This is a genomic window from Acidimicrobiales bacterium (genome assembly GCA_036378675.1).
Lineage (GTDB): Bacteria > Actinomycetota > Acidimicrobiia > Acidimicrobiales > Palsa-688 > DASUWA01.
In genome coordinates, this window is the sequence record DASUWA010000027.1 from 37,671 (window position 1) to 49,972 (window position 12,302).

Below are 12,302 nucleotides of genomic sequence, written 5' to 3' on the forward strand. Positions count from 1 at the left end.
ATCGGTGCCCACTACTCAAAGCCTCCGCGCAGAAGAATGGGAGCATGCACATTCCCGCCAAGGTCGATTACGCCCTGCGAGCCCTGCTCGAGCTGGCCCAGCAGGGTGAACCGGTGACAGGAGAGGCCTTGGCGGAAGCTCAGAACCTGCCGACGAAGTTCCTGGCTTCTATCTTGAACGACCTACGCAGGGCGGGGCTTGTGACCAGCCGCCGGGGACTCGACGGCGGCTACCGCTTTGCTCGGCCGCCGTCGAAGATCACGGTCGCCGATGTGATGCGGGCAATCGACGGGCCGCTGGCGGAGGTCCAGGGCCTGCGGCCCGAGATGAAGACGTATGAAGGTTCTGCGGAACACTTGCAGGACGTGTGGATCGCGACTCGGGCGAGCCTGCGAGCGGTGTTGGAGTCGGTGTCCATCGAGGATGTTCTGCACGGGAGATTCCGCAAGTCGGTGGCAAAGCTGGTGGCCGACCCTGATGCCTGGGTGGCGCGGATGCCGTAGTGACACCGTGTCGATGCCGGGATGCTCCCTCAACCGGGCTGAACGAGCGAGAAGACGGCGCTGATCGCACCGAGGTTTCCGCCATCGGAAATGAAGCTCGGAGCGCTGTGCCCACTGTGACCGCGATTGAGACTTGGCGGAAGGAAGTCGATCCGGGTGGGCGTAAAGAACTGGAGTTCCGGTCGGTCGTACACTCCTGCGAGCGTCACGCCAGTTCTCCGCTCACGGGCCAACGCGGTCGCCAAGTCAAGGCGTTCATCGCTCGAGCTGAGAGGTTTTCGGTCTCCGTATTGGTCCAATGCAGTCCTGGCTTCGATGTACCCCTCCAGGCCCGGCAGTGAAGGGATCTCGCGGGGAGCGAAGCGGGCGAGCGCGTTGAGGTACCCAAGAGCGATGGGTGATTGCAGGTCCTCCGGGACGCCGACTGCGATCTGGACACCGTCCGGTGTCAGACTCTCGCTCATGAGACCCTGGTCCATCAGCCACGGCGCAAAGAAAATTCCTCGCCGGGGTCCCTTCCCGGAAGCCGGGAGTGCCGCTCGGGCGTCCTTCCACCCGGTGGCGACGACGGCTGCGTCGTAGCCAGCTAACTGGTCACTAGGTCGCCTTCCGGGTTCGAGGGTGGTTGCCGCGATACCGTGCGCGGCCAGGACCTGCTGCAACCCGCCCACGAAAGCTGTCGACCGGAGGGTGTCGTCGCCGATGACCGCTATCGATCGGGCGTCCGCAGATATCAGCTCCTGCCCGTAGGCACGACCCAGGGTGGCGGGGTCAGGCTCGAACACCACCCCATCGTCCACGGGCGTGCCTTGCGGGGCCCCGAAGACAGGCAACTTCATCCGCTCAGCCTGAGAAACGGCAGCAGTCAACGTTGTTGGATCCGAGGGGCCGCATGCGCCCACGACGTCCTTGGCCTGCTCCAGGTTCGGCGTGAGCACGAACGGTCCCTGGCCCGCCTGGTTGGCCTCGGCCAACGCGACCACGTGGCCTATGTGACGGCTCAGGCACTCGGCCCGATCGGGGCCGTCAAGGGAGCTGATCTCGCCGAGCAGAATCTCTTTCGGCGCGCGACTCGGAACCCGAATGTCCGCGAAGGCCTTACGGCGCGCGATCAATAGGTGCAGCCGGACTGTACCGCCACGCAGGTCGGTTAAAGCCGACCACTCCCCGGCACCGTCATCGGATTGCAAGTTCAGGGACCGGGTGTCGCGGCCGACCCATGCCACCGGCTCGACAAGTGGGTCCGAGGTAGCTATCTGCACCAGGTTGGGGCCGGGGCGGTCAGGCGTGACTACGACCGAGATCTCCTGGGCGCCGACGCGGACCCGCGTCAGCGGCGACGAGTCACTGGGCGGCCTGGACGACGACCCGGGCATCCCGACCAGCGTGACGGCCAGAACCAGAACCAATGCCATGGCCCCCGCCTCTGTCGCCGTCAGCCGCAGACTGCGCCGGTACCGATAGGCGAGCGCGCCGAGCAGAACGGCGGCGGCGACCAGGCTGATCTTGGTGATCAGCACCCGCCCGTACGCCGTGACAGGCAGGGCGCCCAGGTTCGGCAGGTGCACGGTGACGTTGAGCACGCCGCTGGCGACGGTGACGGCAGCGCTCGTGATGCCGATCCCACCCAGACGGCGGGGCAGGGCCCGTCCCTCGCGGTCGAGGAGCAGCACGAGCACCGCCGCAACCCATATGGCGGCCCCGTCCAGATGGGCGAGACCGATAGCGAAACGGGAAGCGGCCCCCTGCGAGGCCCATTTCGGGTGGCTGGCCCAGGCCAGGACCACCAGAAGAACGGTGCCACCAATGCCATCGACCACCCGCCAACCGAGCCGCGAGTTGCGGAGCATCAGCACGGTTACGACTCCAAGGTGCAGGGCCGCTAAACGCGCCGGCCAAGGATTGAACAGCTTGGCCGCGGTGGATCCCGTCGCGACCAGGACGACCGCGTCGGGGACCGTCGCCACCACCGCGAGCGTCACCTGCGCGCGCCTGAGGTTCGTCGCCCGCCTGCCCATCAGCGCGCCGACGGCGAGAAGGCCCGCTAGCAGCAGGGTGGAGGCGATCAGGACTCCCCCGGCGACCGTGCGCCCGAGCACCTGGGATAGAGGTTGGGGGACGCCGCCGCCGTGCAACTCATGGGCGCTGGCAGGGGGAGCGCAGAAGACCAGGGCCGCGGTCACCGTCGTGGTGACCGCGGCCAGTCGTCTCACGTCCGCCTACTGAAGTGCGTCGTCGGCGACGACGAACAGCTCGGAGTGTGGATTGGCGTTGCCGGTCTTGCCGTGGGGCCAGTCGGTCCGGTTGAAGTCGACGCAGGGCGTGCCTTCGTTCTCGTCCCGGAATGACGTGTCGAGCGAAAGCTTGCCGGTCGGCGAGAGGTTCAGCATGCAGACTTTGTGGTTGCCGTCCACGCCGGTGCGGGCGACGAAGTAGTCAGAAACCGCGATCCGATCGGGCGTGCTGGTCTCGGCGAACAGGCCATCGGGGCCATGAGCGAAGTTGTCGAGTGCACCCCAGTGTGGTCCGCCGGTCGTGCCGTCCGGTATCGATTGCACGCTGGCGACCGTCGGGCAGTCGGGGGCGCTCCCGCCGTCCCAGACCTGGTCAATGCTGTTGATGTTGCACTGGACCGCTGGTCCGGCGGCTATGAGCTTCGCGATGTCGAGGGCGTAGACCATCTTGGGTGAGCCGGTGTCGTATTGATCCAGGCTGCCCGGGTTCCGGCCGATCAGCGCGTGGTAGAGGTAGTGGTCGGTCGGATCGGTCTGCACCCAGCCGCCGCCGTCGCAGCCGGCACCCTCGGTGACGTCAGGTTGGACGACTTTGGCGGCGGCGGTGTCGTCGAAGACCTCACGCCACACCGGGTTGGATGCGGTGATGTCGGGCGTGTAGAAGATCGCTCCTCCGCACATCGACTCGGCGAAGGCACCCTTGTGCTGCGGCAGGTTGGTGACGGTGGTTTCCATGATGCCCCGGGGCTCTTCGTGGCCAGGATTTCGTTCGTTCCGGGGGCCGTCGGGCATCTGTGACACCGAGACGAGCTTCGGGTCGTTCTCGTCGCTTATGTCGTAGATGCGGACCGTGTCGCGGAAGATGTTCTGGTCCCACGGCTTGATCGGGTCGAGGACTATGTTGCGTGGTTCGGCGTAGTCGCTGGTGATGAGCCGGTGCAGGTCAGACCGGGCCTGGATGCCGTGTGGGTTGGCACAGGTCGCGGCCGGAAGAGCCGGATAGTTCGGGCAATTGCTCGAGTCCTCCGCCGTGGGCAAAGCGGCCGGTTCCTGGGACAGAACGGCACCGTCGGCGGCGAAATGGATGATCTCACCTGGTGAGCCGCCGTAACCGTTGCCCACCCGCGTCTGTCCGTCGGTGTAGGTGTACGGCCCGGGCAGGACCGGGCCGCCCATGTAGGTGCCGTATGCGGTGTGGTCCGGGAGGGTCCAGAAGGCGTCAGGAATGGAGCCGCCCATCGTGTCGGTGGGAAGGCTGACACCAGCCAGCGAGATGGCGGGCAGCTTCGCCACATCGAACACGTAGGTGACCGAGCTGAACAGTCCGCCAGCGAAGATGTGGTCGCCCTTGTGGTAGATGTACTGCGTGTGGTGGGGTTCGTTCTCCTCCACCGGTCCGACCGTGGCGGTGTTGACGACCTTGCCGTAGGTCGGAGAGTTGCGGTCGGCGTCGATGACAGCGAGGAAGTCGGGATTGGGAGGGTCGTCCACGGCGTCCTCGTTTACCGTCTTCACGATATTGACGCCTGGTTTTATCTCGGACAAAGAGGCGCCCGTCGTGTCAGAGACGTTGGCATCGCCAGCCCACACCAATAGGTACTCGTGCGGGCGGCTGGGATTAGTCGACGTCACAGTTTCACCGTTGCTCGGAGCCACGAGGCCCGGGACGTACGAACTGACGAGGTGATTGGTCACCCAGTAGGGCTTTCCGTCCTTCACGACGGTGGACCGGAAGACGGTTACTGCTGCATGCGCGGGGGTCGAGACGGCCTTGAACAGCAGGCCCGACAGGAGCGCGACGGCCAGAACTAGGGCGAAGCGCCGCTTAGGGGCGCGCCAGATGAGACGGTTCACAGGTATGTCCTTAGGTAGGGCTGGGGTGCCAGGGGCAATTTCCGACTTTATCCATCGGATTTAGCGATATGCTTAGGCGACTATGAGTGGATTGTCAAGAACCGTCCCTTTCGGGGCACTTACAAGCCGGCGCCGCCGACGGCTCGCGGCCTTCGCTGCCGTCCTGGTCGTGTGCGACGGTTTGGCCGCTTACAAGGTCGGCGTGCTCGACCGACGACCCCCTCACTTCAGCCTTGGCGGACCATTCGTCCTTCCGGGTCATACCAGGCCGCCCAGCATTGCGAATGGTCCGTTCTCGGCGTTCGGGGCTCCCGGGCCGCCAACGACGTCGCCTGCATCCATGACGTCGGCCCCGACTACATCAACCACCAACGGCGTGTCGAGCAGACCGGGGCGAACTGGGTCGCCGACAACTCTTGCCTCGGCTTCTGCTCCATCCCCTCCCCCCGCCGCCTCATCATCAAGCGCAGGCGTTCCTGCACTCGGCACCTACATCTGGGACGTGAGCGGCTCGGAGACGGCGACCGGATTCGGCAGTCGCAACTTCCCGCCTCAGATGACGATGGTTGCGCACTCCGGGACCTCTGATCCGCGGGAAGTCGTCCTCGACCTGACCTACTCCAGCGACCACCAAGAACGCGAAATTCTGGGCTGCCGCGATAGCGGAGTGTTCTTCGATTTCGAAGGAGGTCAGGTTCGATTCGGCCCAGTGGCTCAGTCCAACGAAGGTGACTACCGTCCACCGCTGCTGCAAGTACCTCTGCCGCTGGCGGCCGGGCGGAGCTACAGCGGTACAAGCGCGGTCATAGCAAGCGACGGAAGCACCGAGAGGACAGAGGCGTGGAATGTCACCGTGGACGGGCCCGTGACGCTGAACATTGCGGGCCGTAACACACCTACCTGGCAGATCACGACAGAGAGGCATAGCCTGCCCGGGTCTTCGCAAACCGACAATCGGACCGAGACCTACTGGTTCGATCCCAGCCGCCATTTCTGGGTGAAGTTCTCGGAGAAGCAACACGGTCAGCAGACCGTTGCGGGATTCACAATCACCTACGACAACCAGCTTGTGGCGACACTCGCCTCGTTCGCTCCCTCACACACTTCCTAGGCGACGATCCCAATCCTTATTGACCATGGACGATCAAGACGGCTGCATTTAGCCGAAGTCCAAGACGCGTTCTAGACGCGAGAGTTGGGGGATCAAGCCCCGCTCGCATGGAAGAGACGGCCGATCAGAAAGCCGACGCCGGCGGCTCCCAGCCCGATGACGACCATCCTGGCTCCGGTCTTCCACCACACACCGACTCGTGTGAGAGCTTGGTAGGTCCCCACACCGAATAGGACGAGTGCGCTGAGGATGATCGCGATGACCATCGCGGTGCTGCGGGCCAGAAATACGAACGGGAAGAGGGGGATCAGGTGCCCTATGAGGGTCGCGATGGTGATGACCACGGAGCTGCGGATGATGTCCCTGGTTTCGACAGGTTGGAGGTGGCGCTCTTCCTCCATGATCGTGCCGAGCCACTTCTCTCGGTTGGCGGTGATCGTCGACACGACCTGATCGAGTAGCTCACCGGAGAACCCCTTGCTGCGATAGAGGTTGGTGATCTCGAGGCATTCCATGTCGTGATCATCGCTCAGCGCCGATTCCTCGATCGCTCGTTGCGCTGTGTAGTAGTCCCGGTCGGCAACGGTCGACGTGTAGCCGACTGCTCCCATCGAAATCGACTCGGTTATGGCCGCTGCGAAGCCGGCCGACAAGAGGACGGTCTTGCTACCACCGCCAGCCACCACTCCCAGGATTATCCCGAGGATGTTGACCAGGCCATCCTGCCCGCCGAGGATGACGTCCCTTAGCCAGTCTTTCCCGCCTATGTGCTGATGTCGACGTCTGGTGACTTGGGGCTCAGCCGCGTCTCGTTCGCCCTTTGCGCCGGGACCCTCGGCAACGCATTTGCCGAGCCGGGTTGCCGGCGCCGTTGGTAGGTCGGCAGATGTCATGAATCGACATCGTGGTAGGTCTCGCCGACCACCTGGCTCTCGTCGCCGTACACCATCCAATAGGTCGGCATCTCAGTACCTCCTTATGCTCCGCTCCTTGATGTTGATCTGGTTCAGTTCGAACCACCAGAGGCTCCTCGGAGCTAAGTCCCCAGAGCCTCGATGATGGTGGCGGCGTCATATGACGCCCTGTGAACCTTGCCCTCGATGAACAGGGTCGGAGTGCCGAACACCTCGCCGGTGTCGTCCCCGCTGTCGACGTCGCGCTGGATCCGTTTGGCGACCGCATCGCTGTTTCGGTCGCCATCGAACGCGTCGAGGTCGAGACCCAGGTCCTTTGCGTAACTGCGCAGGTCCCCGTCTTCGAGCGCCTTCTGCCGGTGGAAGAGCATGTCGTGCATCTCCCAGTAGCGGCCCTGTGCGGCTGCAGCTTCAGCGGCTTTCGACGCGGCCATGGCGTGGGGATGGATCTCGGTGAGCGGGAAGTGCCGGAACGCGAAGCGCACTCGGTCCCGCATCTTGTCCTCGACGGACTGAATCTCCCTGTATGCCTGGCGGGTGTAGGGGCACTCGAAATCGCCATACACCAGGATCACCTTTCCCCCAGGCGCCCCACGCACATGGTCGACGTGATCGTCGATCGGCTGCACCATCAGAAACCGAGCCGTTCTTTCACCAGAATGACCGTGATCCGGCCGGGACCGACCACCCGGTTGATGATCAGGATGTTGTTGACGCCGCTGGGAACCCCGTAAGCGAGCCGGGCACGCTGGTCCTCGAGTGGAAAGCAGTACTCGTACAAACGTCGCATCCCAGTAGCGACGTCAGGGACGATCTTCTGGCCGCCGATCACCAGGATCACCCGTCCTGCCCCCGATACGATCGGGCCGAGCTGGCTCCCCGACGCAGACGCGAACAGAAGCAAACCGTCCTCCGTGAGTGCGTGGGCGCTACCCACCACGTAATCAGGGGACGCGGCGAGGTTGCGCATCTCACGTTTCTGCATTTCGCGGTCCATCTGGTACAGGCGCAGCCTCAACGGTTGGTATCGACCGGACCGTTCGATGTCGTCTGCCACGCCGATCGCTTCGAGTGTCTGCGACGTGTTGTTGTATACCTCCGCGCCGTCGACCAGAAGCGAACGAACCGCCTCCCGGGCCTCTTCGCCTGAGTCGACGATCTGGGTCTGTATCCCGTTTTGCTCGAGCGCCGTTGCGGCGGCTTGGATCCGGCCGTCGGAGGCGAGCTCGGAGAACTCGGCTGTGACCTCTTCGCTCAGCTTCATTCGCCGCCCAGTTCCGCTAGCCGCCGGTGAACCAGCGCGAGAGCCATTGATCCCTCGCCTATCGCGGCTGCGCAACGCTTGATCGAACCGCTACGCACGTCGCCGGCGGCGAACAGACCCGGCAGGTTCGTTTCAAGCGGCAGGGGCTGGCGCGGCAACGGCCAGTCGTCAAGCGAGCCGGGCACCGCCGCCAGATCGTTACCGGTGCGGATATAGCCCGAAGCATCGGTCGCCAGGCCGACCTTCCCCGCACCCTGCGTGCGGGGAACACCGCCGATGCAGACGAACAACGAGTCCACCGGCAAGCGTTCCTGCTCTCCCTCTTCACCTGTGGAGAGGACCAAACCATGCAGGTGCCCGTCGGCCTCGACGCCGACGATCCGGGTGGAGGTGCGGACGTCTACGTTGGCGAGGTTGGTCACACTGTCGATCAGATACTGGGACATCGACGCGGCAAGCGTGTCACCCCTCACCAACAGCGTGACCCGGGACGCGTAGCGCGAGAACCGCGCCACAGCCTGTCCTGCTGAGTTCCCCCCTCCGACGACCGCCACCCGACAGCCCCGGCAAGAAAGCGCTTCGCTCGGTCCGGCCCCGTAATACACACCCGCGCCGAGGAGGTCCTCGACCCCGGGGACCTCAATTCTCCGCCAGTCAACGCCGCTGGCCAGAATCACCGCCCTGGTCCGCACGGTGGATCCATCCGACAAACACACCGAATATCCCGGTCCGTCCGTCGAGAGGTCGACCAGCCGGCGGGCCAGGAGAATCTCCGTCCCAAAACGGCGGGCCTGCGCGGCCGCTCTGGTCGCCAGCTCGTTACCGGAAATCCCCTGCGGAAAGCCCAGGTAGTTCTCGATCATCGACGTCGTACCGGCCTGACCGCCGGGCGCCACGGCCTCGACCACCACGGTCCGGAGCCCCTCAGAAGCGCCATACACCGAGGCAGCCAGGCCAGCAGGTCCCGCACCCACGATTGTGACGTCGTACTCGGACAACGACGGCGCCGACACCATCCCCAACCCGGCCGCCACCTGCTCGATCCTCGCCGGCGCAAGCCGGGTACCGTCCGGCAGTACGCATACCGGCAGCCGAGATCGATCCACATCGTCGGACCCGAACAGCGCGCTGACTCGCTGCTGATCGTCCACATCGACCCACTCGTACGGGTATCCGTTCCGGCTCAAGAAGTCCCGGATGGCGTACCCGTCGGGCGACGCTCGGCCGCCGACCAGCACCACCTGTGGCGTGACCGGGCGCGAGTCGTAATCGAACATCGACGACGGCGAGGCGAAATCGGACACCAGGATCCTCAGGGATGCGACGGCGCCGGCGGGGCCCCTTCGAGCTCCAACGCCAGCTCGTCGACATAGCACCAGTAATCGAGATGGGTGCACCCAGAGCTCATATTCGTGTCCCTCCTCCTCGCAGCTAACGCAGAAGCGTACGGTGCTCGCTCGGGCAAACGTCAGGGGCCTTCATTCTCGCTGGTCAGAGCCTTGTCGAAGGCCCGATCGTGTCGATCCTCCGACCCCAGGCTCCGGCCGGCGCCGCTACAGACCAGCCAGCGGGGCGCCCCCGAGCGGCGAAACGCCGCCGTGGCTAAGCGCCCCAAGGCACTAGCCGGATTTGTGCATCGAGGTCAACTCCCGTCTTGAGTTCACGTTGAGCTTTCTGAACACTTTGCGGAGGTGGTAGTCGACGGTGTTAGCGCTGATGAATAGCTGCGCAGCGATTTCGGCGTTGGTGGCGTGCCGCGCGGCCATGTGTGCGATCTGCTCCTCTTGAGGGGTAAGGCTGTCGCGTGCCTCCGGTGACCGCTTCCGGGCGTGCTCGCCGGTTGCTCGCAGTTCGATCGTCGCTCGCTGAGCGAAGGTCTTGGCTCCCATCGAGCTGAACATGTTTAAGGCCACGCGGAGCGACTCGCGGGCTTCGACTCGTCGGTTTTGTCGGCGCAGCCACTCACCGAAAACCAGGTGCGCCCACGCGATATCAGTTGCCGCCGGCGTCTGTTCAAGTTTGGCGATGGCGTCTCGGTAGTGGGCCTCGGCCTCTGCCCCTTCGCTGATCAGGGCTCGGCAACGAGAGAGCAGGCCCAGGCCCCATAGAGTCCCCGATGCCTCTGCCCTGCTGGCGAGCCGGGATAGAGCCTCGGCGGCAAGTCTGTCTTCACCGCAGCGCGCGGATGCCTCGACCAACAATGGAAGTATGTTGTTGCCGAAGGGAAGCTGATCGTCGTCGAAGAGGCGCTTGGCTGGCACCACCGCCTGACGATAGCGACCGAGACTTATCTCGAGGGTAGCCAGCCCCGCCAACGCGAGGTTAACTACTACGCCGGCGCCGATGGCCTCGAAGAACTCGCTGGTGGCCAAGGCTGCTATCTCGCGTGTGCGCTCCTCCCTGCCCAGCCAGGCGTAGACGCTCACGTTCAGGACGTCACCTTCGGGGAACTCGCCCAGCGCGATCGCGATCCGGGACGCTTCGTCGTGGAGAGCCTCGGCGAGGGCGAGGTTTCCAGCCCACATCTCGTACTGGGCGCTACCACCGAGAGTCGCCCGGAGATGATTGAGATCGCCTCGTTCGCGATCGACCCGCTCCATGTGCTGCTGGAGGTCGCGCAACCCGTCGATATCCCACAGATCACACGCGAGATTGGTCCCTAACACCGACCAACGCAGCAGACCTGAGGCTGACAGATCGTGTTTCAGCAAGGCTTCAATCGATTCTCGCAGCAGGGGAACACTCGTTTCGAACCCGGCGGTCATCCGGGTGCCGAAGGTTTCGAGCATCAGGTCGGTGATGGTTCTGTCGTGATGTCCAGCGACCGCTGTCATAGCCTCGGTCGCGATCTCGAACTGGTCGGTCCCTTGGGTCAGCTGCGATGAGATAAGCGTCGCGGCGAGCGCCTCGAGCAGTGTCTCTCTCGTAAGTTGCTCGTCGAGGGGCCGTAGTGCTCGCGCCGCCTTGAGCAAGATGGCCGGCACCTCGCCAGGGACGGCTTCGGCCTGCAATGCGGCGTCGAGGCGCAGAGCCTGCGCCTGCAGTATCGTCCCGATCAACTCTGGCATCGCCTCTGACAACAGGCTTCGCGCTTGCTGTCTGCCACCCGCCTTGAGCGCTGCTTCTGCGGCGGCGAGGCGACGCCGACCTCGTTCCGCATCGTCGGGGCTGAGATCGGCCGCGAAACTCAAGAAGCGCGTTTCCGCCGCGTAGCTTCCGTTGCTCCGGGCTCGGATGGCGGACTGCTCGAGTTCCGACGCGACGTGCTCGTCGGGCTCGACGGTTGCGGCGGCGCGATGCCAAGTCTTTCGGTCAGGATCGCGACGCGCGTCAGTGGCCTCGGCCAGAGCTGCGTGAGATTGGCGTCGCTCCGCTGGAGTAGCTGCGCCATACACAGAGGAGCGAATAAGAGGATGTCGAAATGCAACGCTCGGCCGTAGCCGCAAGAGGTTCGCCGCCTCCGCCGCGGCGGCGTCATCGACGGTGAGGCCAAGCGACTTGGCCGCTCGCCACAGCAGTGCTGAATCGCCCGTCCCATCCGCGGCCGCTAACAACAGAAGCCTCTTTGAACCCGTCGGAAGGGACATAACCTGCCGTAGGAATTGCCTCTCAAGCTGATGGTCAATCGGGAGGACGTCAGGGAAGAACCCGCCGATGGCAAGCTGTTCAGGAGCCATCGCCTTCACCAGCTCGACAATGGCAAGTGGATTGCCGTTGGTCTCCTCGACAATCCGCTTCACTGCCCGATCGTCCAGCATCGAGGCACCCAGGGCAGCGAGCAACTGTGCAGCGACGGTCTCATCCAGCCCGGACAGGTGCAGCTCGGGGAAGCCGGCAAGCACAGTGGGTGGGGGGAGCACGTCGCGCACTCCAAATATCAAAACAACACTCTCGGCGTACAGCCTGCGACCCACGAAGGCCAGCACCTCAAGAGACGCTTGGTCCAACCATTGCGCGTCGTCGACGACACAAAGAAGAGGCCGGTCGCTGGACGCAGCGGCGGCGAGAAGCGTCAGGGCGGCCAGACCGACGAGGAACCGATCAGGAACGGTGTCACTGATCTCGCCGAACGCCGCCGCTAGCGCGGACCGCTGGGGCTCGGGCAGGTCGACCATCGCCGATGACCATGGTGCCAACAGCCGGTGGAGCCCGGCAAAGCCAAGTTCAATCTCTGCTTCGAATCCCATGACCCGAGCATGAGCTGAACCTCGGGCCGAGCTGAGTGTGTGCTCAATCAGGGCGGTCTTGCCGATGCCGGCCTCTCCACGGATGACCATGACACTGCTCAGACCCTGTCGGGCTTGCTCCACCAGACCTTCAACCATCGCCCGCTCCCGGGCTCTTCCCAAAAGCTCAGATGGCATGTCCGGGCCTCGCCATGGGCATGAAACGGACACTAGCCAAGGCAGTTCAGGTGCGGGA

Annotated in this window: 11 protein-coding genes; 2 read left to right on the top strand and 9 right to left on the bottom strand. The window is 64.4% G+C overall.

The features are described from left to right. Positions 1 to 44: 44 nt before the first annotated feature. On the top strand, positions 45 to 503 hold the full coding sequence (locus VFZ97_10040; GenBank protein HEX6393773.1) for an Rrf2 family transcriptional regulator: 459 nt from the start codon (positions 45 to 47) through the stop codon (positions 501 to 503). A gap of 29 nt (positions 504 to 532) precedes the next feature. Here VFZ97_10040 and VFZ97_10045 read toward each other — a convergent pair whose 3' ends face one another. From VFZ97_10045 to VFZ97_10060, 4 genes are all read right to left on the bottom strand, one after another. Further along, positions 533 to 2,716 (bottom strand): hypothetical protein, encoded by a 2,184-nt coding sequence (locus VFZ97_10045; GenBank protein ID HEX6393774.1) that lies wholly within the window; start codon positions 2,714 to 2,716, stop codon positions 533 to 535. Between the two features lie 6 nt (positions 2,717 to 2,722). Further along, positions 2,723 to 4,591: a hypothetical protein gene (locus VFZ97_10050; GenBank protein HEX6393775.1), complete on the bottom strand. Its 1,869-nt coding sequence runs from the start codon at positions 4,589 to 4,591 to the stop codon at positions 2,723 to 2,725. Positions 4,592 to 4,685: 94 nt separating this feature from the next. Further along, positions 4,686 to 4,853 carry a hypothetical protein gene (locus VFZ97_10055; protein ID HEX6393776.1) on the bottom strand — a complete coding sequence of 56 codons (168 nt, stop codon included), beginning with the start codon at positions 4,851 to 4,853 and terminating at the stop codon, positions 4,686 to 4,688. Then, positions 4,850 to 5,080, bottom strand: coding sequence for a hypothetical protein (locus tag VFZ97_10060; GenBank protein ID HEX6393777.1), 231 nt, complete (start codon positions 5,078 to 5,080; stop codon positions 4,850 to 4,852). The genes VFZ97_10055 and VFZ97_10060 overlap by 4 nt, the downstream gene beginning before the upstream one ends. A gap of 13 nt (positions 5,081 to 5,093) precedes the next feature. On the opposite strand from VFZ97_10060, the gene VFZ97_10065 reads away from it, so the two are divergent. After that, complete coding sequence (locus VFZ97_10065) at positions 5,094 to 5,702, top strand: hypothetical protein (protein HEX6393778.1); 609 nt, start codon at positions 5,094 to 5,096, stop codon at positions 5,700 to 5,702. Positions 5,703 to 5,794: 92 nt separating this feature from the next. Here VFZ97_10065 and VFZ97_10070 read toward each other — a convergent pair whose 3' ends face one another. From VFZ97_10070 to VFZ97_10090, 5 genes are all read right to left on the bottom strand, one after another. Next, entirely contained in the window at positions 5,795 to 6,595 is an 801-nt protein-coding gene (locus VFZ97_10070; GenBank protein ID HEX6393779.1) for a VIT1/CCC1 transporter family protein, read from the bottom strand. 143 nt (positions 6,596 to 6,738) lie between these two features. Continuing rightward, on the bottom strand, positions 6,739 to 7,245 hold the full coding sequence (locus VFZ97_10075; protein ID HEX6393780.1) for a thioredoxin domain-containing protein: 507 nt from the start codon (positions 7,243 to 7,245) through the stop codon (positions 6,739 to 6,741). Between the two features lie 2 nt (positions 7,246 to 7,247). Continuing rightward, the gene (locus VFZ97_10080) at positions 7,248 to 7,880 is read right to left on the bottom strand and encodes an LUD domain-containing protein (protein HEX6393781.1); all 633 of its coding nucleotides are present in this window, start codon (positions 7,878 to 7,880) and stop codon (positions 7,248 to 7,250) included. Then, a complete protein-coding gene (locus tag VFZ97_10085) occupies positions 7,877 to 9,184 on the bottom strand; it encodes an FAD-dependent oxidoreductase (protein ID HEX6393782.1) in 1,308 nt (435 codons plus the stop codon). Before VFZ97_10085 ends, VFZ97_10080 begins: the two co-directional genes overlap by 4 nt. 315 nt (positions 9,185 to 9,499) lie before the next feature. Continuing rightward, on the bottom strand, positions 9,500 to 12,244 hold the full coding sequence (locus tag VFZ97_10090; protein ID HEX6393783.1) for an AAA family ATPase: 2,745 nt from the start codon (positions 12,242 to 12,244) through the stop codon (positions 9,500 to 9,502). Positions 12,245 to 12,302: the final 58 nt, after the last annotated feature.

What these genes read in the sequence shown, in the direction of transcription:
- VFZ97_10040 (HEX6393773.1), top strand. Translation starts at nt 45, where the DNA reads ATGCACATTCCCGCCAAGGTCGATTACGCCCTGCGAGCCCTGCTCGAG.
- VFZ97_10055 (HEX6393776.1), bottom strand. Translation starts at nt 4,853, where the DNA reads ATGACCCGGAAGGACGAATGGTCCGCCAAGGCTGAAGTGAGGGGGTCG.
- VFZ97_10070 (HEX6393779.1), bottom strand. Translation starts at nt 6,595, where the DNA reads ATGACATCTGCCGACCTACCAACGGCGCCGGCAACCCGGCTCGGCAAA.
- VFZ97_10080 (HEX6393781.1), bottom strand. Translation starts at nt 7,880, where the DNA reads ATGAAGCTGAGCGAAGAGGTCACAGCCGAGTTCTCCGAGCTCGCCTCC.
- VFZ97_10090 (HEX6393783.1), bottom strand. Translation starts at nt 12,244, where the DNA reads ATGCCATCTGAGCTTTTGGGAAGAGCCCGGGAGCGGGCGATGGTTGAA.